This window comes from Bradyrhizobium sp. CCBAU 65884, from assembly GCF_028128835.1.
GTDB lineage: Bacteria > Pseudomonadota > Alphaproteobacteria > Rhizobiales > Xanthobacteraceae > Bradyrhizobium > Bradyrhizobium ottawaense.
Map to the genome: position 1 here is coordinate 211075 of NZ_LBJU01000134.1, position 22499 is coordinate 233573.

Sequence of the window (22499 nt, forward strand, 5' to 3'; positions counted from 1 at the left end):
GTAGAACCGCTATGGCGCCGTCCGCGAGGGCCACAGCCCCGGCGCCATTCTCGCCAAGCCGGCTGCGGCGTAGTGAAACTGCTGCAGGAGCGGGTGCCCCGTGACCATCAGTCCAAGCCACCAACAGAGCACAGCGACGGAAAAGGCTGACGCTAGCCCAGCACCCGAGCTAAGGCCTCCAGCTTCCGTCAGCGCCGCGCAAATAGACACACCGGCAATCACCAGAACCGTTACAGCTCCGCTTCTCCATAGGGTGCGTACAAATTCGGCGGGCCGAAGGCCGAGTTGTCGTCCCAGAAAATAGAACGCAACCAACGCCTGAAATGGCAATGTCACAAGAGCGGATGCAGCAACGGCGTGCACGCCAAGGAACGAGGCGCCCAATATGACCAGAAGTGATGGTGGCAGCGAAATCAACGACGAGATCAGCGCATCCTGAACCCTTCCGACCGCAACAAACATCGGGTAGGTCAGGCACGCCGCGAAAAGCGCAAGGTTTCCGATACAGAGCAGCTGCACCAGCGGGACGATCTCCAGCCACGTCGGGCCGAGCCAGATCAGAATGATCGGCCGCGCCATGATGGCCATAAACACCAAGAAAGGCCACTGCACGGCGGAGAGCAACTGAATGGCCTCGAGATAGACGGTCTTGAGATCGCCACCTGCTTTGCTTCGCGCAACAATTGCCGGCATGACGACCGGACTTATCACTTGCGTGACCAGCTTGTCGAATATCTGTGTCGAGGCGGTCGCTCGGCTGTAAAGGCCGACAGCGGTGAAGTCGAGCACTCTGGCCAGAAACAGCTGCGGCGCCAGGCCAAAAAACACATTTACGACGCTCACCGCGCCCGAGTAGAGGCCGAAACCGACGATCTCTCGGCAATCGATCAAGGATGGCCGCATCGCACCGAAATCTCTCCGCCATATCAGCAGCATCACGGCCAGCACCCCGTTGCCGGCCACCCCTCCCCAGAGCGGGGCCATGTAGCTGAAGTGGGCCATTGCGAGGCCGACCGAAACGACGGCGATCGTCGTACCTGCCGCGAGGTTACAGATTGCGAGTACGCCAAACTGCATCTCACGACGGAACAATGCGGCTATGGTTCCGGAGAACGGCAGCAAGAGAAGGTTTAGTGAGGAAACCTCGATCCCTCGGCCCAAGCGGTCCAGCTCGAAGAAGCGCGCGATCGGCTGGGCAGACACGAACAGCACGAAAGCCGTGGCAGCCGAAATCATGAGGGTAATCGTGAACGTGGTCTGCACGCTCGCGCGCGACAACTCTCGCTTCTGAATCAGATAGCTTGCGCCCGCAAATTCCTGGAAGCAGGCCGCAATGATGGACGTGAAGGCGTTCGCGACGGCATAGATGCCAAACTCTTCCGGGGACAGCAAACGGGCAAGCACGGCGGTCACAACAAAGACCAGCAGCAGGCCGACGTAACGGTCGAGCGCCGAGAACAGAATGGAGCGCTGCACGGACTTCATTGCGTCGTCTGTCATGTCGGTCAGGTGAGCTGGATCGCCGCGCGCGTCATGCTATCGCTCTGGCGCGCTGCCGGGTTCCGTAAGGCTCGCGCAGCAAGACGGGCGCACCCTGCTTTGCGATCGAGCACGATGCCGCCTCCAGAACCTCGATCACGTGGAGTCCCGAGATGCCGCTGGAAATCGGCTGGCCACCGGTGCGGATGCAATCGACAAAATGATCGACCTCGGTCTGTAGCGCCTCCATAGTCGAGATATGCGGAGCCCACATGTCGCCGGCGCGATATCCGATCCGGAATTGATGTGCATCTTCGGGAGGCGCGTCGAGCGTAATTCCCTTGTCATAGACCTTGATCTTTTCGGTCGGCTCGAGATCGTCGTAGACGATCATCTTCTTGCTGCCACCGATGAAAGTCTGGCGCACCTTGACGGGCGACAGCCAATTGACGCTGACGTGGGCCACGCATGCGTTGGCAAAGAACAGCGTGATATGCGCCATATTTTCCGGCGAGCCGACAACGTGGCACGAGCCGGTTGCCGAGACCGCGATCGGCGCTTCATCGAGGATATGGTGGATGATCGAGATATCGTGCACCGCCAAGTCCCAGATCACATTTACGTCCTTTTGAAACAACCCGAGACTCGCGCGCGTGCTGTCGTAGTAGTAAATGTCGCCAAGTTCTCGGCTCAGCAGGAGCTCCCGGATCTTCTGGACCGCCGGCGTGTAGAGGAAGGTATGATCGACCATGAGCGTCAACCCACGCCGATCTGCCTCTTCGATCAAGCGGGTCACGAGCTCAGCGCTCGGCGCGAGGGGCTTTTCGACCAGAACGTGCTTCCCGGCTCTCAACGCCGCAATTGCCAGCTCGTAGTGCGTATGCACCGGCGTGGCGATAGCGATTGCATCGATACGGACGTCCTTCAGCAAATCTTCGTAGCGAGAGGTCGTCTCTATCGCCGGGTAAAGCTGCTTCATCGCGCCGAGCCTGCCTGGGTGCAGGTCGCTCACGCCGACGACGCGGGTGGCAGGATTGATGGAGAAATTGCGAACGAGATTGGGTCCCCAATAACCGCAGCCCACGACGCCGATTCCCAGTTGACTGTCTCGCATGCTAACCTCGATGCATCCAGGTGATACGCCTCAAATCATCCCATTGCCGACGATCACTTCACGCCGGGCACTAGGTCCGCGCTGGCATGTCCTGCCATATGCCCCGGGTATCTATGACGTCGAGATGTCGGCGCTCCGATAGGGGCACCATCTTGAATTCGTCATGATCGACGAGGAGAACCGCGATTTCGCAACTGCGCAGAGCCTCCTCGATGTTCACGAAAGCGACACGGTGATCGGCCAACTGAGGCGGCAGGCGGCGAAGGTTCGGCTCAACGACCTTGACTCGTTCTCCGTACTTTGCCGCGAGATGCGTGGCGATCTCCATGGCGGGACTCTCACGCAAATCGTCGACATTGGCCTTGAAGGTCAATCCACAACAAGCGACGTTTGCATAGGGATGATCGTCGATCAGCGCCTCTGTACGTTCGATGATCTTCTGAGTTTTGGCGTTGTTGACTTCCCGGCTCGTTCGCATCACCCGAGCGAGGTCTGGTGCGGAGTCGATGATGAACCAGGGATCGACCGCAATGCAGTGCCCGCCTACTCCCGGTCCTGGCCGCAATACGTTTACGCGAGGATGGCGGTTGGCGATGTCGATCACCTCCCAGACATTGATGTCGAACCTGTCGCAAATCAACGAGAGCTCGTTCGCGAATGCTATGTTGGTATCGCGGAACGCGTTTTCCGTCAGCTTGACCAACTCGGCTGCCCGCGCTGTGGTCCCGACGCAGGCGCCGCGAACGAACATCTTGTAGAAGCGTTGAGCACGCCGCGTGCATGTTGGCGTAATGCCCCCTATGCACCTGTCATTGTTGATAAGCTCGGTCAGGATCCGTCCCGGCAACACGCGTTCTGGACAGTAGGCGACGTAGATCGCTCCGTCTTCCTTGCCGTTGACGCCTATGTGCAGATCCGGCCTGCGTTCGACGATACGTTTTGCTATGGCTTCGGTCGTCCCTATCGGCGATGTCGATTCGAGGATGACGAGATTACCCGGCGCAAGGATGTCGACGATTTGGTCGACTGCGGCATTAACGCTTGAAAGGTCTGGACGGTTTTCGCGGTCGATCGGCGTCGGCACTGCGATGATGAAGACGTCCGCAGGCTGCGGCTTGGTGGCGGTCGTCAGGGCACCGCTCGACACGACCTTGGAAACGAGACCATCGAGATCGGGCTCCGCAATGTGAATCTTTCCGGATGCGACCGTATCGACGATACGCTCGTTTGTGTCGATGCCGACTACCTGCATTCCCCGGCTCGCAATCAGCGCTGCGGTCGGGAGCCCGATATAGCCAAGTCCAACGACATTGATCTTCTGAAATTCAGGCATCGAGAAGCACCTTCACGATACGCTCGCTCGCGTGCCCGTCACCAAACGGATTATGCGAACGGGCCATGGCGGCATAAGTCTCGTCATCGTCGAGCAAGCGAAATGTCTCGGCAACGATCTTGTCGTAGTTCGCGCCGACCAGGCGCGCCGTCCCGGCCTCCACCCCCTCAGGACGCTCGGTCGTATCGCGCATCACCAGGACTGGTTTGCCGAAGGTGGGGGCCTCTTCCTGCACGCCACCTGAATCCGTCAGGACCAAATGGGACAACGAGAGCAGACTCACGAAGTCCGTGTATTCCTGAGGAGAAATGAGGACGACCCTCGGGTGATCCGACAATCGGGACGCGAACAAGTCGCGGACGTTCGGATTCGGATGCACTGGGAGCACCACTGCAACGTCTTCCCTTTGCAGGATCGTCTCCAACGCGTTCACGATGTTGACGACACCGCCGCCGAAATTCTCCCGGCGGTGGCAGGTCACCAAAATGATGCGCCGATTGCCGTGTCGCTTCTTGATGCCGTCCCAGCGGCACGAAAGCCCCGGATCGGATTCGACCATGGCTTTCGCGAGGATGAGCGCGTCCACCACCGTGTTTCCGGTGACGTGGATGCGGTCGTCCGAGACGTTCTCAGAGCGCAGCGCGCGGGCAGCGCGCTCTGTCGGCGCGAAATGCTGATCGGCGATCGACCCGACGATCTTGCGGTTCACCTCCTCGGGCCACGGAGCGAAGATGTCGCCGCTGCGCAGTCCCGCCTCGATGTGCGAGACCGGTATCCGGTGGTAATAGGACGCCAGCGCGCCGACCATGGCAGTCGCCGTGTCGCCTTGGACGATAACCCTGGTAGGCTTCACCTTGTCGAGGAGCTCACCGACTTCTCCGAGCAACCGGGCCGTTAGATGATCCAGCGTCTGATTGGCCGTCATGACGTTCAGATCAAAATCCGGAACTACCTTGGCAAGCTTGAGGACCTGATCAAGCAGCTGTCGATGCTGTGCCGTCGCACAGATCGTTAGCGAAATGTCCTTGCGATTCTCGGCCTTGAGTCGGTTGATGACCGGAAAGAGCTTGATGGCTTCTGGTCGGGTTCCCAAAAGGATGAAAAAATGCTTGCGCACGTCTCACCCTCCGATCCGGCTCGGGCCGGGCGGCACGGCGCCCGGCGTGCCAAATGTATGCCCTATCGCTTGCTTGGCGAGCGCTTGCACCAGGATGCCCGCAAACAGCGTGTTCGTTGTGGCGTATCGCCACCACATCCGCCCGGGCTCTTGATAGATGCGGTAAAGCCATTCGAGGCCCAGCCCCTGAATCCGCGCCGGCGCGCGCCGAACGGTGCCTGCAAGGATATCGAACGCACCGCCCACGCCCATGATAAAGGGTACGCCGAGCTCGTCACGATGGGCGGCGAGAAAGCGCTCTTTCCGTGGTGTCGGCATGCCGATGAAGAGACAATCGGCCGCGCTGGACTGGATGTCCCGCACGACCTCCCTCTCCTGCTCCGGCTTGAAGTAACCATCGTGCCAGCCGGCGAAGACGAGTGAGGGATATCTCTCTCGCGCGCGCTGCATTGCCTGCTGCAGGACGGCGGGGGTGGCACCCAGGAAGTAGGGCTTGTAACCTTCCCGCGCACATACCGCGAGCAACTCGGCCAGGAGATCGACGCCGGCGACTCGGGACGTTGCCGGCAGCCCTAGGGCTCGGGCACCCCAGAGAATCCCCATGCCGTCGATGCTGACGATGTCGCTATTGGCGACATCGGCCGCGAGCATGGGATCCGATCGCATATTGACAAATTTGGCAACGTTCAACGCGACATGCTGCAGCCGTCGGCGGCAACGCATGGCGCCGCGCGCGAGCTCGACGGTTTCCGCCATTGTCAGCAGGTCGATGGGGCAGGCCAGGAACGATGCACGCATTTGAACCGACCCTCCGAAACGCAATTTGTTTAAGTTGCATTTAAGATTATAATAACGATAATAATTGGCTACCATTTAATTGCAAGGATTAAATGCATCAACCTCCTTCAGAGACGCCAAAATAGCGCGCCGGCAGATATGCCGCAGGCCAACGTGAATTAAATAGGGAATCACCAAAATGATCTCGGTCATTATTCCCCACCTCAATCAGGCTGACGCCCTGGAAGCCTGTCTGCGAAGCCTGGATGCGCAGACCCTGTCACGGGATTTGTTCGAGATCATCGTGGTGGACAACGGCTCGACCGTACCGCCGATAGACGTCATTGCCGACCATTCCGGCGTCAGGCTGGAGCACGAAGCGCTTCCCGGTCCGGGCCCGGCGCGAAACACAGGCGCAGCTTGCGCGAGAGGCGATATCCTCGCTTTTGTGGATGCCGACTGCCGGGCTCATCCGGACTGGCTGACCGCGATCCGTGAGGCGTTCCAGCAAGCCAGGGCGGCGACGATCCTTGGCGGAGAGGTTCGCATCAGGCCTGCCGCCGAAGGGCGTTTCACCGCGATCGAAGCCTATGAAAGCGTTTTTGGCTTTCGCAATCGCTTGTACGTCACCAAGCACGGCTACTCCGTCACGGCAAATCTGGCGGTTCGCCGCGCCGACTTTGCGAGGATCGGACCTTTCCCGGGCATTCAGTTCGCGGAAGATATGCAATGGGGACAAATGGCCATCCGCGCCGGCTGCGAATTTCGCTACATTCCCGGGATGATCGTGTTCCACCCTGCGCGCCGCTCGCTTCGAGAGCTGTATGCGAAATGGGACCGCCAAATTGCGCACTACCGCAACACCGCACAGGCCGCGCGCGGCTGGCAGCTGCGCTGGTTTGCCACGGCCCTGCTCGTCCTGGTATCACCGGCGGTCGGCGCCATCACTGTACTGACGAGCGGACGCCTCCATGGGATAAGCGCGCGCCTCAAAGCGATTGCCGTTCTCTGCGCGGTTCGCAGCCATCGAACGACCAGGATGCTGGCCCTGCTCCGGAGAGAGGGCACGGTTGTCTGGAATCGCTAGCCGAGCGCGCTGCCGTTGCGCTGCGGCACGCCGCCGACCGGACTGGCTGGCTGTTCGAACGCGACGTTGTGACTGAGATCCTGCAGGTCGGTACGCCGACCGAATGACCACAAAATCCAACCGAGCTCGTAGCTGCGGCACTCGAGCCGAACGTCCACATTTTGGCGGTCGATCAGCTCTCCCCCGCTCTCGCGCCAAACGTTCCTGATCGCGCGCAACACCCGCGGCGCCTTGGTCGTCAGTTCACCCTTGCGGACCTGCGAGCGGATCGTCAGGTTCAGTTCAGGCACGAGCATGGTCCGGCCCAGCTGGTTCTGGCCGAGTACCCAGTTGAATCCCTTGACCAGCGCTTCCCGCGCTCCCCGTCGTCCAAAGCGCTCGGCCCATTCCAGCAGCGCAGGGGCCATTCCATACTGATGGACCGAATAGATCTCGTAGAAATCGAGGATGCGGCCGCTCGTCGCATCGAAGAACCACGGCCATTCACCTTGGGGACCTTGCAGCGCAATCAGATCGCGCACGCAAGTATCAGCCATGACGAGCGCGGACGCATCGCCGGTGAATTCGCCGTACTGATAGCAGGCGATGGAGAGATAGGTTTGCGTCGCAAATGATGCGAAACGGCGACGAAAACCGGACGGCGCGTCGAAGAACAATCCGGAATCGCCATGGAAACGTTCCTTCAGGAAACGGTAGAGCGGGCCGGCGAAGCATAGCCACTCCTTCTCGCCCTCCCTCGCCTGGGCAATGACACCCGTCAGCAGCATGCCCAGATCCTGCGCCCGGAAAGCGTGCCACCGCGACTGATCCGAGAGAACCGCTTTCAACTCTCGCCTGACTGGCTCCGGAATCGGGAGGCGGAGCTCGGCGGCGGCCCACAGCGCCATGCCGAATGCATATTTGCGCACGGGGAGCGCGGTAAGCTTCATGGCATTTCGATAGAAGATCTCCGGGAGATCAATATCAGCCGGAAGTTTCGCGACCCGCGACATCCCAAGCAAGACGTTGAGAGTGTAGAACACGTCGCTATGCGGCAGCGACTCGTTCGGCGAAGCGGGCCGGTCGAGGTGATAAACATGCGACCAACGACGCTCCGCAGGCAACCAGCAGCGTTCAAGCCCCTGCAACGCGTAGTTCACCAGGGGCGAGTTTGATAACGGCGCCTTCGCTCCAGCGGGCACTATGAATTTCACACCAGAATTCGGACTGATCATCATTTCCAGTACACCATTGTAAATTCGGCTCAGTACTCCCGGATGCTTTCATCCAAGCCGCGAAGCAGGGGATAGAGAAAATATGAAATCACCGTTCGCTGTCCGACCTTCATCTCGGCGGTGACCGCCATACCAGGCATCAACTGAACGCGCTCGGACGGCAGCCGAAGGTGCGTGTCCCGCAGATCGATCAGTACGCGGTAATAGGGAGCTGACGACCGGCGCACACCTTCGGCCTTCGCCTCTGGCGAGAATGAGTCCTGACTAATGACTCCGACCTCGCCAGTAGCGGTGCCGTACTTCTGAAATGGAAATGCCTCGAACTTCACTCGTACGGCCTGCCCGACCGCCACCTGCCCGATATCCCTACCCTCCACGTTGACCTCCGCCCGGAGCGTCTCGTCCCGTGGAACCAGCACAAACAAAGTCTCGGCCTCGCGGACCACCGAACCCACCGTCCGATTGGCAATGTCGAGTACCACCGCATCCGCCGGTGCATTCAGCACGATCAGCTGCCGACGGAGCTCCGCCTTTTTGAGCTCTTCGGCAGTGCCATCCCGCTTTGGCAACGTCTCGACAAGTTCCTGATAGGCGCCGCGGCGAAACTCGGCAGCGAACACCTTCTGGTCTGCACGGGCCTTGTCCAGACGATGCGTGTTGTCGACGATGCTGCCACGGACTCGCGCCAGGTTGCTTTCGACCTCCAACCGCGCATCCCGTGATAGCAGGAAGTTCAGTCTTGAACCGACCTCCTTGGCCATCAACGCGCTTCGCATGGCTTCAATGGACTGCATCGTGTCCAGCCGCTGGGCCAGGACCAACTCCTCGCTCTGAGCCGTTTTTAGATTGGCCTGTGCGGACGCAATCTGTGCGTCATAGTTCTGGATCTGAAGGTCGTAAGCCGCCTTCCTCTGGAGGAATACCCTTCTCTGCAGAGCTTGGTCGGCGTTCGCCGCCTCATCGAGGCCGTAGTCCGTGCCGTCCAACTCGGCTCGAAGCCGGCCGATGGAGGCGTCGAGACCCGCCAGGCGGCCGCGCAGTTGAGCAAGATCGGCTTGAGAGAATGTCGGATCGAGGACCGCAAGAACGTCGCCGCGATTGACGGCGTCGCCGGCCTTGACGCGAATCTCCCGAATAACCGACGTTTCCAGCGGCTGTACGACCAGGTTCGGACGCGTCGTGATCAACTTTCCCTGCGCAGTCACAATCATATCAACGCGAGACACGCACGCGAATGTGATCGCCGCAGCGATCAGGGCGACGACGCAATAGAGCGTGATCCGTCCCACACGCGGTGGCGTCTGCTGCTCGATCTCGGCTGCGTCTGATTGAAATTGCGCGACAAAGCGAGAATCTGTGGGCGCGGACCTCATGAGCCGGCGTCTCGTCCGTGAACCGGACGGAGACCCGGATCTGCCTGAGGCTGCTTCAGCTCTGATCTTTTCAGCCGCAGTCATGCGACCTGCCTCGTCTGCTGGTTCCAGAGATGCCTGTAGAAGCTGCATTTCGACAGCAGCGCGTCATGACGATCTACATCGACGACCCGTCCACGGTCGATCACCAAGATCTGGCTTGCGTCGGACAACATCGAAAGCCGATGCGATACGATGACGACGGTCCGTCCCTCCGCGATACGTCGCAGATTGCGCCGAATGATCGCCTCGCTCTCGGAATCCAGTGCGCTGGTGGCCTCATCGAGGATCAGGATACGCGGGTTGACGATCAAGGCCCGCGCGATAGCAAGCCGCTGCTTCTGCCCGCCTGACAGGTTCGATGCCTGCTCCTCGAGCATGGTGTCGAACCCCCTCGGCAACCGCTCTATGAACTCGTCCGCACCGGCGAGCTGAGCCGCCCGGACGACCTCCTCGAACGTGGCGTCGCGCCTCACGCATGCGATATTTTCGCGCACTGTGCCCCGGAACAGGAAACTGTCCTGGAGCACGATCCCTAGATTCCGCCGCAGATGGGCGAGATCGATCTCGCGCGAATCGTGACCGTCGATGCGCACCAACCCCTGCTGCACCGGATACATTCCCGCGATCAGGCGTGTCAGCGTCGTCTTGCCCGAACCGCTCCGGCCGACAATTCCGAAGATCGCGCCGGGAGCGATCGAGAACGACACGTCGTCCAGCGCCGGCGTTCCCTCCCCATAGCGAAACGTGACGTTTTCAAACTCGATCTGCCCGGCGAAGTCGGGCCGCACGCCTTCGCGACGACCGTCGCGTTCCAGCTCCGTGTTCATGACCTCGCCGAGCATCTTAACGGCGAGCGCAACCTCTTGATATTCGTGCACCATGGTCACCATCTGCACCAGCGGCCCCGAAACGCGTCCCGCCAGCATGTTGAAGGCGACAAGTGCGCCGATCGTCATCTCGCCGCCGAAGACATCGAGCGCACCAAGTGCGACGATGCCGAGCGTCATCATCTTCTCGAGGAAACCGGTCAAGGCCTGAGCGCCCGCCGAGATTTTTTCGACGCCAAACCGCATCGATACCGACTGCGCGCAACGATCGTCCCATGTCCTGTTCTGGCCGGGCTCCATGGCCAACGACTTCACGGTACGCATGCCGTGCACGGTCTCAACGAGGAGCGCCTGGCGCCCGGCTTCGGCCTGATAAAGCTGGTAGAGCCGCCGTCGGAACGGTCCCATCAGAATAGCAATCACGCTCGCGCTGATGGCGGTGAAGGCCAGCACGACGCACGTCAGCTTGATGCTGTATAGCGCCAGAACAGGCAGAAAGACGAAAAGCGAAAGCGCGTCCAAGGCGGTCAGGAACAGTCGGCCGGTCAAGAACTCACGGATTCGTCCGGCCTGCTGCATGTGCTTCACCAACACGCCGGCCGAGATGCGCTCGAAGAAGGTTACCGGAAGTCCCAAAAGATGCCGAAACGTCCTGGTCGCGACCCGGATGTCGATCTTGTTCGTGGCATAGAGCAGCAGGTAGCGCCGCAAGAAGCTGAAGACGGCGTCGAAACAGAGCGCAAGGATCGCGCCAGCCGAGAGCACGTAGAGTGTCGTGAGGCTCTCATGGACAAGAACCTTGTCGATCACAAGCTGAAAGAAGATCGGAAGCGCCAGCCCGAGCGCATAGAGGAACACCGCAGCAATTGCGACGTCGGAAAGGAGCCGCCACTCCCGCAGCATTTCGGGTATGAACCAGCGCAGCCCGAAGGGCCTGTGGCCCTGCGATGGGGAACTCTCGCGCTTGAACAGAACGACCTTTCCGGTCCACCTGGCACAGAAGCGGTCCGCATCGACCAGCAGGTGCTCTCCCGTCCGCTCGGCCAGAGGATCAAAGACCGTTACAGCGTCGCATTCCGGGCCGGCGCCGACCACGAGGACCCAGTTGAGGTTCGAGAGCTGGACAAGAGCCGGATAGGCCTCGCCGAGCTGGCATATCGCCTTCCAATCGAGCTGCGCCGTGCGGGCGCGAAGGCCCGCATCATGAGCCATGCGGAGCAAGAGATCGGTCGAGATGCCGGTCTCGTCGACGGCATAGGCGTGCCGCAACCGATCAGAAGGCAGATCGATACCGTGATGGGCAGCGATCCTTGACAGGCATTCAAGGGCCGTTTGAGCAGCCCGACGCGGCTCGTCCTCGGACGACGGCGGTTCTGGTTCGAACCTCTCGATTTCAACGGAAGTTGGTTGAGGCATTGGAAGATCGCGGATTGTCCGAAACTGACGAGGCAGGCTCGACGCGCGCACTCGCCTGTGGCGCGGCCATCGGCGTCCTCGGCCGAGAGCGCTGGACGACGCCGGCATCGACCAGACCCTGAAGCGCGTTCTGCATCACCTCCACGGAGTTCGCGAACGACTCCGCCGAAAAGATCAGCCTTTGCCGAAAGACTTTCTTGGGCGCGTTGTTGGCATCACGTTCCGTGGGTGAGAGACTGACCAGGTCGACCCGCACGATCGACCCGCCAATTGTGACCTCGTCGATCCCGTCAGTATAGAGCTCTGTATGCATTGCGGTTCTCCTATGCTGCTAGCTGCGGCCTGAAGAGGACGTCAACCGCGTAGCTCGTCGCGTTGAAGGTGTTGGTGGGGAAGAGGCTTCCGGATCCGTATGCATAGACGCCGTTTCCGCCGCTGGACGCGGATGACGGAGCGGTCAATGGTCCGTTGGTTACCGAACTGGCAAATAGATTCGGATCGTCCGAGTAGTTTCCCGCAGTGTGGTAGGAGGCGATATAGGTCGTGCCCGCCGTGATGGTGACCGGCGTTGCAAAGTTGACCTGCTGCCAGCCACTCGCCGTCTCATTGGTAAATGTGGCCGTCGCTAGCAGGGTCCCGGTGCTGCTCCAAAGATCGGCGACGTGAGTGCCGGTATTGGATGGTCCCTTGTAGAAGCGCAGCCCCATGACGTCGCCAGTGGTGGACGCCTGGAACTTCATACCGAGCTCAACCGAATTCGGATCATTCACCGTCACCACGCTGGGCGTTGGATTCGAGCTGAACAGGCTTACGGTGCTTGCTGACGGCGCGTGAACGGTCACGGTCGCACTTGCGCTCGCCGTCCCGCCTCGACCGTCCGAGATCGTGTAATTGAACGAGGCCGGTCCGGTGTAATTGCTCGCCGATGTGAACGTCACCGTATTGTTCTGGGTGCTGAAGCTAGCGGTCCCGTTGACGGCCCCGCTGACCCCGGTGATTGTTAGCGCATCCCCGTTAGGATCGGTATCGTTTGCGAGGAGTGCCGAACCAGAAATGCTGAGTGGCACGTTTTGGGTGGCGTTGAAGCCGCTGTCGTTGTTGGCGATCGGCGGCTGGTTCGTGCCGCCACTCCCGTTGCTGAACAACACATCGACCCAATAGTTTGTCGCGCTGAATGTACTGGTTGGAAACAGATTGCCTGTTCCATAAGTGTACACACCATTGTTGCTCGCGGGAGCCGTGAGCGGCCCGTTCGTGCGTGCTGCGGTAAAGTAGTTTGACGTCGTCGCATAGCGTCCGTTGCTGTGGAAGCTCGCCACGTAGGTGGATCCGGCCGCAATCGAGACGGGGCTGCTAAATGTGAGGGTTTGCCAACCGCTGCTGGTCTCGTTGGAGAAGGTTGCGCTCGCGAGAAGCGTTCCCGTGCTGCTCCACAGTGAGCCGGTGTGAGAGCCGGTGTCGTTTGCACTCTTGTAGTACTTGATCCCGGTAATCGTGCCGGCAGCGGAGGATGTGAACCGTACGCCGAGATTGACCTGAGATGTGTCGGACGTCGAGAGCACCGAAGGCGTATCGGACGCCGAGAACAAGCTGACCGTCGAGGAGGCCGTGCCCACTGCTATGTTGAACGTCTCGCTGGCCGTGAGTCCGCCGAGATCAGTCGCGGCGGCCTTCACACCGAGCGTGCCGACGTCGGCCGACGCCGGCGTGCCACTGAAAGTCCGGGTCGACGCATTGAAAGCCAACCAGGCGGGAAGCGCCGAGCCGTCGGCCGCAGTGGCCGTATAGGCGAGTGAATCCCCGGAATCCACATCGGTGAAGGTGCCGGCCGGCAGCGTCAGCGAGAAGGCCGAACCAACCGTTGCAGTCTGGTTGCCGGTTTGGGCCGCCAGGACCGGCGCATCATTGGCGCCATGAATGGTGACTGTGAGCGTAGTCGACGATGTTGCGCCGGCGGCGTCACGCATGGTGTAATTGAACACGTCCGTCAGCGTGGTAGTCGATAGCCGCAAGGCTTGGACGGCAGAGTCAGTTTCATTGACGGTATAGGTGAAAGCACCCGAAGCATTGAGCACGAGACTTCCGTGCGCTCCATTCAGCGCCGAGCCCAGCGTGCCGGAAGTCGAACCGAAGCTGACCGCCGTCACGGCCTTCGTATCGCCTGCGTCCGGATCGGTGTCGTTGGTCAGAACGTTTCCCGTGGCGGGTGAGCCGCCGCTGCCGTTACTGACACCGCCCTTCTCGGTCGCGTCACCCGTGTCGGCGACGGCGGTTGGCGGGGCGTTCGCGGTCGTTGTCACGACAATATTGAACGTTTCGCTCGCGGTGAGGCTGCCGAGATCCGTCACAGCTGCCTTCACACCCAGCGTGCCGACATCCGCTGACGATGGCGTACCGCTAAAGGTTCGAGTTGATGCGTTAAAGGTCAGCCAGGCGGGAAGTGCGGAGCCGTTCGCCGCTGTCGCACCATAGGTGAGTGAATCGCCGGAATCGACGTCGGTGAAGGTGCCGGCCGGCAGCGTCAGCGAGAACGCCGAACCCACTGTCGCGGTTTGGTTACCGGTCTGGATCGCCAGCACCGGTGCATCATTGGCACCGTGAATGGTGACTGTGAGCGTGGTCGAGGATGTTGCGCCGGCGGCATCACGCATCGTGTAATTGAAGACATCCGTCAGCGTGTTGTTCGCAAGCCGCAGCGCCTGCACGGCGGGATCCGTCTCGCTGACCGTATAGGTGAAGGTCCCTGAGGCGTTGAGCACGAGGCTTCCATGCGCGCCATTCAGCGCTGAGCCGATCGTGCCGGAGGTCGAACCGAAGCTGACCGCAGTTACGGTCTTCGTATCGCCGGCGTCCGGATCGGTGTCGTTGGTCAGCACGTTTCCAGTGGCGAGCGAACCGCCGGTGCTGTTATTGACGCCGCCCTTCTCGGTGGCGTCGCCGGTGTCGGCCACGGCGGTCGGCGACCTGTTCGTAGCGGCGGATCCATTGAAGACCACGTCGACAAAGTAGTTGGTCGACTTGTAGACGTTGGCCGGGAAGACGGTCCCGGTTCCGTAGGCGTACACTCCATTCCCCGCCGCTGGCGCGGTCAACTGGCCGTTCGTAACTGAGCTCGTGAAGTAGTTCTGAGTGTCGGAATAATTTCCGTTGGTGTGGTAGGACGCGACATATGTCGTTCCCGCGGAAATGGCGATCGGGCTCGCGAAACTGACCTGCTGCCAGCCGCTGGCCGTCTCGTTCGCGAAGGTCGCCGTACCAAGGAGCGCTCCCGTCGAGCTCCACAGATGCGCGACATGGGTACCGGTATTCGACGATCCCTTGTAGAAACGAAGGCCGGTTATCGTCCCGCTCACAGAAGCGGAAAACTTGACTCCGACCTCGACGGAGCTCGTATCACCCGAATTGGCCACGCTCGGCGCGGCGTTTGTGGCGAACAGGCTTTGCGCGGAGACGGGATAGTTGACGTTGAGGAGAACCTGGCCGGTTCCGGTGGCCTCGCTCGTGTCAGTGATCGTATAGGAAAATTGCGCCGATCCCGCGAAATTCGCGGTCGGAGTGAACGTCACTGTCTGAGCCTGAGCGTTGTAGCTTACGCTACCGTTGATTGGGCTGCTCACGCCGGTGATCGAAAACGACAGGCCGGCCGGATCCGTATCATTGGCGAGCAGCGCCGATGCCGGAATGGTCAGAACACCGTTTTCGGTTACGTTAAAACCGCTGTCATTGTTGGCCTGCGGCTGCTGGCTGGTATTTCTGAAGACGACATCGACCCAATAATTCTGAGCCTTCACAATCGAAACAGTGTTCGGGAAGAGCGGTCCGGGACCGTAGGCATAGACACCGTTGAGGCCGCTGCCTGTCGCCGTCAGCGCACCGTGCGTATGGCCGGCATTGTCGAAATAGAAGTCGGTCGTAGAGTACTGACCGGTATTCGTGTGATAGGAGGCGATGTAGGTGACCCCGGCCTGCACATGGACCGGTGTCGCGAAATTCACCTGTTGCCAACCACTCGCGCTTTCGTTGGTGAACGTGGCGCTCGCAAGCAGTACGCCATTCGTCGTCCAGAGATCGCCCAGATGCGTCCCCGTGTTCTGCGGCCCCTTGTAGAACCGAATGCCGGTGATATCGCCGGACTCGGCAGCGACGAACTTCACACCCAATTCTACAGCGCCGGCGTCGTTGGTTGTGACTACGGCCGGCGTATCGGTCGGATTGAAGATCGTCAGGTTCGACGAAGGCGTGACGGTGTAAGCAACGCCCTGGCCGGCCGTCTCGAGGTTCAGGCTGTCGTCCACCGCCCGGCTCTTGATGTTGTACTGGCCGGAAGCGCCAGCGGAGAATGTATACGACCAGGTCACATTCGCGATGCCGACTCTGCTGCTGGCGGGATGCCACGTCTGTCCACTGTCTGCCGAGACTTCAACACCGCCGATGACGCCGCCCGCATCGCTCGCCGATCCGGTGACGGTAACCGACTGGCCCTCCGGGATGCTGCTGGCCGAGACGTTCGTGACGGTGGATGTTGGAGCAGTGTGATCAGTCGATTGGGAAGCAATTACCAGACTCGCTTGCAGCGTCGCGGGTTGCACGCCCATGTCGGCGAGCACATTGACCGTTGCTTGCTGGACGTTCGGATCAATCGGCGTAGCGGACCCAACCACCTGGTCGTGATCGGAGGCGAGGCCCCACGACCAGAACACCGTGCCGGCCCCGAAAACAAGGGCACCGCTGACCGGGTCGCGAAACTCGACCAGATTATGAGTTGCTGTTCCGTTGCCCGTGGTGTTGCCGTAGTCCAGGAGATATTGGCCGGTGATCTGCAGCGTCGAAGACGACACATTTACCAGTCCAGCCGGGCGGAAGCCGTTATCAGGCGACGAATCCCACTCATAACCGAGCAGATTCTGTACAAGCGAGGCGGTTTGGCCCACCGGCGTATTGGCAACCGACGTATTGCGCCAGAAGCGCAACTTCGTCATGTCGTACGGAATCCGGATAATATCCGTGCGATCGGAGTCCACCTGAAATACCTGGCCGGTGAGGGCGTTGGAAGGGATTCCCGACAGGCCTCCAGTCGACGCAAAGCGCGCGTCCATGAAGGTGCCAGTCGCCGTTCCAGTTGGGTCGATCAACTGATTGGCGTGGGTGTCCTTGTACGAGATCAGGGTGCGGTTGGCCGTCTGGCTGGCATCGATACTGGGCGCGAGTCTCGTTTGCCAATACACTTCGTTGCCACTGAGAAACATCAGATTGACGCCGGCACGGCCGGCCGCCTGGACGTTGGAGAACTGGCTGTCGGTCCAATATTCATCGTGACCGACATCCATGTAGACTTGATGGTTGAGCAGGAGTGATCCGCTGGTCGCAGCGTCGATGCCGGAGATATAGGAGACGTCGTATCCGTTCTGCTCAAGCCAGTAGATCGCCGGATATTCCGCCGAGAACACCATATCGTTGGCGGTGCCGTACAGACCACCGTCACGCGTCGTAATGGGGCGGTTGTAGCTTACGGCATAGGCCGAACCGTTGATGCCAGGTCCGTTGCCGGTGTAAAGATTGGCTCCGCCCCAGGGGTTGTAGGCTTGCCACGTCTGATCGGCCGTCTGAAATACCACAGCGCTGTGCGACGCATCGTTGCGGATGACGAATGGAATCTGGAAGATCTGCGTTCCGTCGATGACGTTGGCGATGTACACGCCAGAAACGGCGTCAGTCGGTATGCTCCATGAGTCGGTCACGCTCCAGTTGCCGGCGTCGACGAGGCCCGTCGATGCGTTCTTCAATGGCGCCGGCTGCACAACCGAAGTTGCGGCCTGATGCTGTACGGTCGTAATCAGTCTGGCGCCGTTGCCGCCGTAATAACCCAGCCGGTAGATATCGATACGATAATTCGGATTGCCCGTCTGGTTGTTGATCTTGAATTGAACGGTGCCGCCGATGTTGGTACTTATCGCTGTCGTGAACCCCTGGATTTTCGTTGAGTCCGCGCCAGGGTCGATCTGCCAGATATTTGGCGATGTGCCTTGTTTCTGATTTTCCAGTACGATCGGGTTCGTGACTGGATCTGCAACGAGCGTGCCGCCCTGCCCATCACTTGCAAAGGTCCAGTTCGTATCCTGGCCGGAGAACAGCAGAGTGACATTGCCGACTCCATTGCTGAAATCGACTGTGCTGATGTTTGAGCCCAGGTCGTAATGAACTGAGGCCGACATCGTCGACGTGAAAGCGAAATCCCTGAGGTCGATCAGATTGCCGGTTGAAAGCGGTCGATCCGGCGACGAGCTCCCGATCAGGCCATGAAATTGGGCGGAGCGATCGAGAACCAGGGTGCCGACGTCCGTCTCGAACGAGACGGTTATTCCGTAAAACGAACCGTTCACGAGCTGTCCGGAGACCGAGCCTCCGATCTCGAGTGCCGATTTGTCGGAAATCGCGAAGGCGCCCGACCCGCGGACATCACCTTTGAAGTCCGCTGCGGCAACCCCCTCGCCGCCGGGTGATCCGACCTTGATGCTCCCGTTATTTATCGCGTCACCTTCCACCACGAACGACGAGTCTTCCCCGAGCGCGATCGTCACACCTGCTTTCACGATCAAACTGCCCACATCGACATTGGCTCTGGTCGTGACAACATAGGATCCAGGCGCGTCAATGAAGGCGCCGTACGCCGCTATCGGAATACCCGCACTCCAGTTCGCGGCGACATTCCAATAACCGCCGCTCGAACTTATCCAATGTGTCGTCCCGGCCCGCGAACGCGAAGACGCGACCGCCGCTCGCAGATCGGAGCCCGAGGAGAGTAGCGAGCCGAGGCCGTCCGGGCGCGTCAGGGTGCTGGTCGTCCTCCACAGCCAAGCAGCGTCTCTGCTCCGGATCGCATTCCAGAGGGGCGCACCGAGCAAGTCAGCATCTATCTGGCCGAAATCACCCTCTTCCGGGAGGAGCGGCCTTGCCGGCCGATGGAAGACGCTCGCCTTTTGATTCAACATGGCCAGCCCTCGAGCTTCGCAAGCGAAGTATTTAATTTAAAAGAACCGCGTCGGTCAATTAATTAAATCGGAAATAATAATTTTAAATCAGCCATCGATTGCGACGCCGGAGCGCGCGCCGGGCAACCGCAGGATTTCATTGAGGTATCTGCCGTATCCGCTCTTCTCCAGCGGCTGAATCAGTCCAAGAAGCTGATCTTCATCGATGAATCCCTGCCGAAAGGCGACCTCCTCGAGACAAGCCACCTTCATGCCCTGTCGTTTTTCAAGCGTCTGCACAAAGGTCCCTGCGTCGAGAAGCGACTCGACCGTGCCCGTGTCCAACCATGCAAAGCCCCGTCCCATGCGCTCGACGTGGAGAGCGCCGGCCGCGAGATAGCGCATTTGCAGATCCGTGATCTCGAGCTCTCCCCGCGGCGACGGCTTGACACGGCGGGCATATCGCACGACCCGGTTGTCGAAGAAATAAAGACCGGTGATCGCCCAGTTCGATGTCGGCTTTCTCGGCTTTTCCTCGATTCGTAGTGGGCGGCCCGCCTCGTCGAACGTAACGACGCCATATCGTTCGGGATCGCGCACGTGATACGCGAACACGGTTGCGCCTTCCTCGCGGGCTGCCGCCCTTGTGAGAAGTTCGCGCAAGCCGCCGCCGAAGAAGATATTGTCTCCGAGCACCATTGCGACGCGATCGGTTCCGATGAAATCGGCACCTACGATGAAGGCTTCCGCCAGGCCGCCGGGACGAGGTTGTTCCGCATAGCTGAGGCTAATCCCCCACTGGCTTCCATTTCCGAGCAATCGCTCAAACTGAGACCGGTCTGCCGGGGTCGTGATCACCAGGATTTCTCGGATTCCTGCCAGCATCAGCGTCGACAGCGGGTAGTAGATCATCGGCTTATCATAGATGGGCAGCAACTGCTTGCTCACCACACGCGTGATCGGATAGAGCCGCGTTCCGCTGCCGCCAGCCAGGACTATTCCCTTCAGCATCGGTGTCTCCTTTTCCGACAAGTTGGTCGAGACAGGTTTCGAGAGAGTGGCGCCAGGCCGGCAATCGAATTCCAAACACGCGCTCCACTTTGGACGAGTCCAGGCGGGAGTTCAGGGGCCTGCGCGCAGCGCAGGGGTACTGCTCAGTCGTGATCGCTTCCAGCGCCGGCGGCCGCACTCCACGACGGGATAAACCATCGAAAATTGCCTCGGCGAAGCCGTGCCAGCTCGTTGTTCCCTGGCCGGACACATGGAAGATGCCTGCCGCGATGCGGCGATCATCTGTGATCGACCGCTCTGCGATCTTCAGGAGCGCTGCGGCCAGCTCCGCTGCTGACGTCGGGCTTCCGTGTTGGTCGCAGACCACCCTTGCGATTGGACGCGTTTCGGCCAGCCGCAACATCGTCCGAACGAAGTTGCTGCCTGTTGCGCTGTAGATCCAAGACGACCTGACGACAGTCGCGAGAGGATGCGCCGCCAGAACGGCCGCCTCGCCGGCCAACTTTGACGCGCCATATGTGTTCAACGGCGCCGGAACGTCGGTCTCGTCGTAAGCCTCGCTCTTGGCACCGTCAAAGACGTAATCCGTCGATAAATGCACAAGCGGAATGTTTCTCTGCCATGCGACATCCGCTAACGCAGCTGCACCATCGCGGTTGACACTGAAGGCTTTTCCGACTTCCGACTCTGCCCGATCCACAGCCGTATAAGCCGCGGCATTAATGATCATGCAGGGGGCGATCGAGGCGACCGTCCTGTCGATCCCGTCCCGGACTTCTAGGTCGAGCTCCTCACGTCCGAGGGCCACTGCAGATAGGCCGCTAAGCGCAGCGAGATCACGAAGGCAACTGCCCAATTGGCCGTTTCGACCAGCAATCAGAATCGGTCGTTCGATCATGGCAACCTCAGTGGCGGGTGGCTGGGAGACCAAGGCGCGCGCCGTCGTAGACCATATTGCGAGCCCGCGCCCACCAGGCGCCGCTGGCCAGATACCATTCCACCGTGTCGGCGAGACCTTGTTCGAAGCTTCGGGTCGGCTGCCATCCCAGCTCGCTGCGCGCTTTGGACGCATCGATTGCGTAACGTGCGTCGTGTCCCGGACGGTCCGGCACAAACGAGATCAAGGATCGCCTCGCTGTCGGCCCCGGACGTAGTCGATCAAGCACGTCACAAATCTGGGTGACTACCTCCAGGTTCGAGCGTTCGCTATCGCCGCCGAAATTGTACTTCTCTCCGGCCCTGCCCTCGAACAGCAGCCTGATCAGGCCTGCGGCGTGATCGTCGACATGAAGCCAATCGCGCACATTGCTGCCGTCGCCATAGACAGGCAACGGCTTGTGCTCAATCGCGTTGAGAACCGTCAGGGGAATGAGCTTTTCCGGGAATTGGAATGGTCCGTAATTGTTCGAACAATTGGAGACGATCACCGGCAAGCCATAGGTCTTATACCAGGCGAGCGCGAGGTGGTCCGAGGCGGCCTTGCTCGCCGAATAGGGTGAACTCGGCCGGTAAGGGGTATCTTCCCGGAAGCAGTCGACCGGCCCCAATGAACCGTAGACCTCGTCCGTCGACACGTGAATGAACCTGAACTGACTTCGCCTCTGGCTTGAAAGCCCGTCGTAATATCGTCTGGCAGCTTCCAGTAGAGTATAGGTACCGACGATGTTGGTGCTAACGAACGCTGCCGAGCCTGTAATCGACCGATCGACATGGCTCTCCGCTGCCAAGTGGATGACTGCGCTTGGCTCCCACTCGTAAAACAAGCGAGTGACCGCCTCCTGATCGCAGATGTCATGCTGCTCGAATCGATAACAGCTGGTACCTTCGATGGATGCCAGCGAGGCCAAATTGGCCGCATAGGTCAACTTGTCGACATTGACGACCGAGGCACCGGCTTCCAGCACCAACTGTCGACAGACCGCAGACCCGATAAATCCCGCTCCTCCGGTCACCAGGACACGCATGCCACGCCCTCTATTCAAACACTGAAGCAAGCTGGTCGAAACGGGGAAGCGCCCGATCCTTCGGTGAAAGCTGGGCCGCCGAGGCCCTCACCGGCCACTCGATAGCCAATTCCGGATCGGCCCAATGGATGCCGGCGTCGTGGTCCGGAGAGTAGACCTCGTCGACCTTGTAAAAGACCGTAGTTTGAGGCTCGAGCGTACAGAAACCGTGAGCGAACCCTTTTGGAACGAGCAACTGCTCGTCAGTCTCGCTATCCAGTTTGACCGAGACGTGCCGGCCGAACGTCGGCGACCGCCGCCGAAGGTCGACCACCACGTCAACGATCGCTCCCCTTAACACGCGAACCAGCTTGGTCTGCGCGAAAGGAGGCTGCTGGAAGTGCAATCCGCGAACCGTCCCGACTCGCTCCGAGCAGGATTGATTGTCTTGGATGAAATCGTGAGAAATTCCTCTTTCGGCGAAAGCAGAGCGACGAAACGTCTCGCAAAAATAGCCGCGCGTATCGGAAAAGCGTTTCGATCGGACCAGCTTGACATCCGGAATCGCCAAACTTCGCACTTCCAGCATGACCGCACGCTCCGATAAGCGGCGCTAGCGCCCGGACGGTCGGCCTATTCTCCCCATGTCCTCCCAACTGAGCGGCGCAGCAGACCAAGTCCGCCTCGCTCAGTTCGCGACAAATATCGGGTTTAATCGGACGCCGGCCCTTCATCGAGTTAATTTCCAGACAATTAATGCCTGAGCCAGATTTAATTGGCAATACAAAATTTATCAGA

15 protein-coding genes are annotated in these 22499 nt (G+C 60.1%); 1 reads left to right on the plus strand and 14 read right to left on the minus strand.

Annotation, left to right across the window (positions count from 1 at the left end):
• Positions 1-9 precede the first annotated feature (9 nt).
• From XI03_RS38990 to XI03_RS39010, 5 genes are all read right to left on the minus strand, one after another.
• Positions 10-1485, minus strand: coding sequence for an oligosaccharide flippase family protein (locus XI03_RS38990; RefSeq protein ID WP_271595095.1), 1476 nt, complete (start codon positions 1483-1485; stop codon positions 10-12).
• Between the two features lie 46 nt (positions 1486-1531).
• On the minus strand, positions 1532-2593 hold the full coding sequence (locus XI03_RS38995; RefSeq protein WP_038974205.1) for a Gfo/Idh/MocA family protein: 1062 nt from the start codon (positions 2591-2593) through the stop codon (positions 1532-1534).
• Between the two features lie 70 nt (positions 2594-2663).
• A complete protein-coding gene (gene wecC, locus XI03_RS39000) occupies positions 2664-3926 on the minus strand; it encodes a UDP-N-acetyl-D-mannosamine dehydrogenase (RefSeq protein WP_038970402.1) in 1263 nt (420 codons plus the stop codon).
• Entirely contained in the window at positions 3919-5043 is a 1125-nt protein-coding gene (gene wecB / locus XI03_RS39005; protein WP_028143643.1) for a non-hydrolyzing UDP-N-acetylglucosamine 2-epimerase, read from the minus strand. Before wecB ends, wecC begins: the two co-directional genes overlap by 8 nt.
• 3 nt (positions 5044-5046) lie before the next feature.
• Positions 5047-5841 carry a WecB/TagA/CpsF family glycosyltransferase gene (locus XI03_RS39010; RefSeq protein WP_038970403.1) on the minus strand — a complete coding sequence of 265 codons (795 nt, stop codon included), beginning with the start codon at positions 5839-5841 and terminating at the stop codon, positions 5047-5049.
• 178 nt (positions 5842-6019) lie between these two features.
• Here XI03_RS39010 and XI03_RS39015 point away from each other — a divergent pair, with 178 nt between their 5' ends.
• Positions 6020-6907 (plus strand): glycosyltransferase, encoded by an 888-nt coding sequence (locus XI03_RS39015; protein WP_095426580.1) that lies wholly within the window; start codon positions 6020-6022, stop codon positions 6905-6907.
• Here the strand turns inward: XI03_RS39015 and XI03_RS39020 are convergent.
• From XI03_RS39020 to rfbC, 9 genes are all read right to left on the minus strand, one after another.
• On the minus strand, positions 6904-8124 hold the full coding sequence (locus XI03_RS39020) for a hypothetical protein (RefSeq protein ID WP_244625820.1): 1221 nt from the start codon (positions 8122-8124) through the stop codon (positions 6904-6906). The genes XI03_RS39015 and XI03_RS39020 overlap by 4 nt on opposite strands.
• A 26-nt stretch (positions 8125-8150) precedes the next feature.
• A complete protein-coding gene (locus XI03_RS39025) occupies positions 8151-9578 on the minus strand; it encodes an HlyD family type I secretion periplasmic adaptor subunit (RefSeq protein ID WP_173015862.1) in 1428 nt (475 codons plus the stop codon).
• Positions 9575-11779 (minus strand): peptidase domain-containing ABC transporter, encoded by a 2205-nt coding sequence (locus XI03_RS39030; RefSeq protein WP_442869814.1) that lies wholly within the window; start codon positions 11777-11779, stop codon positions 9575-9577. The genes XI03_RS39025 and XI03_RS39030 overlap by 4 nt, the downstream gene beginning before the upstream one ends.
• A complete protein-coding gene (locus XI03_RS39035; protein ID WP_028143639.1) occupies positions 11757-12092 on the minus strand; it encodes a hypothetical protein in 336 nt (111 codons plus the stop codon). The genes XI03_RS39030 and XI03_RS39035 overlap by 23 nt, the downstream gene beginning before the upstream one ends.
• A gap of 10 nt (positions 12093-12102) precedes the next feature.
• Positions 12103-18768, minus strand: coding sequence for a DUF4082 domain-containing protein (locus XI03_RS39040; protein WP_271595097.1), 6666 nt, complete (start codon positions 18766-18768; stop codon positions 12103-12105).
• An 87-nt stretch (positions 18769-18855) separates the two neighbouring features.
• Entirely contained in the window at positions 18856-19758 is a 903-nt protein-coding gene (gene rfbA / locus XI03_RS39045) for a glucose-1-phosphate thymidylyltransferase RfbA (RefSeq protein WP_080670220.1), read from the minus strand.
• Entirely contained in the window at positions 19667-20656 is a 990-nt protein-coding gene (gene rfbD / locus XI03_RS39050) for a dTDP-4-dehydrorhamnose reductase (RefSeq protein WP_049801695.1), read from the minus strand. Before rfbD ends, rfbA begins: the two co-directional genes overlap by 92 nt.
• Before the next feature lie 7 nt (positions 20657-20663).
• Positions 20664-21722 carry a dTDP-glucose 4,6-dehydratase gene (rfbB, locus tag XI03_RS39055; protein ID WP_152103155.1) on the minus strand — a complete coding sequence of 353 codons (1059 nt, stop codon included), beginning with the start codon at positions 21720-21722 and terminating at the stop codon, positions 20664-20666.
• A 10-nt stretch (positions 21723-21732) separates the two neighbouring features.
• On the minus strand, positions 21733-22290 hold the full coding sequence (rfbC, locus tag XI03_RS39060; protein WP_028143636.1) for a dTDP-4-dehydrorhamnose 3,5-epimerase: 558 nt from the start codon (positions 22288-22290) through the stop codon (positions 21733-21735).
• Positions 22291-22499: the final 209 nt, after the last annotated feature.

Coding starts and splice junctions, on each gene's coding strand:
- wecC (WP_038970402.1), bottom strand. CDS start 3,926: ATGCCTGAATTTCAGAAGATCAATGTCGTTGGACTTGGCTATATCGGG.
- rfbC (WP_028143636.1), bottom strand. CDS start 22,290: ATGCTGGAAGTGCGAAGTTTGGCGATTCCGGATGTCAAGCTGGTCCGA.
- XI03_RS39040 (WP_271595097.1), bottom strand. CDS start 18,768: ATGTTGAATCAAAAGGCGAGCGTCTTCCATCGGCCGGCAAGGCCGCTC.
- rfbA (WP_080670220.1), bottom strand. CDS start 19,758: ATGCTGAAGGGAATAGTCCTGGCTGGCGGCAGCGGAACGCGGCTCTAT.
- XI03_RS39030 (WP_442869814.1), bottom strand. CDS start 11,779: ATGCCTCAACCAACTTCCGTTGAAATCGAGAGGTTCGAACCAGAACCG.
- XI03_RS39025 (WP_173015862.1), bottom strand. CDS start 9,578: ATGACTGCGGCTGAAAAGATCAGAGCTGAAGCAGCCTCAGGCAGATCC.
- XI03_RS39015 (WP_095426580.1), top strand. CDS start 6,020: ATGATCTCGGTCATTATTCCCCACCTCAATCAGGCTGACGCCCTGGAA.
- rfbD (WP_049801695.1), bottom strand. CDS start 20,656: ATGATCGAACGACCGATTCTGATTGCTGGTCGAAACGGCCAATTGGGC.
- XI03_RS39035 (WP_028143639.1), bottom strand. CDS start 12,092: ATGCATACAGAGCTCTATACTGACGGGATCGACGAGGTCACAATTGGC.
- XI03_RS38990 (WP_271595095.1), bottom strand. CDS start 1,485: ATGAAGTCCGTGCAGCGCTCCATTCTGTTCTCGGCGCTCGACCGTTAC.
- rfbB (WP_152103155.1), bottom strand. CDS start 21,722: ATGCGTGTCCTGGTGACCGGAGGAGCGGGATTTATCGGGTCTGCGGTC.
- XI03_RS38995 (WP_038974205.1), bottom strand. CDS start 2,593: ATGCGAGACAGTCAACTGGGAATCGGCGTCGTGGGCTGCGGTTATTGG.
- XI03_RS39010 (WP_038970403.1), bottom strand. CDS start 5,841: ATGCGTGCATCGTTCCTGGCCTGCCCCATCGACCTGCTGACAATGGCG.
- XI03_RS39020 (WP_244625820.1), bottom strand. CDS start 8,124: ATGATGATCAGTCCGAATTCTGGTGTGAAATTCATAGTGCCCGCTGGA.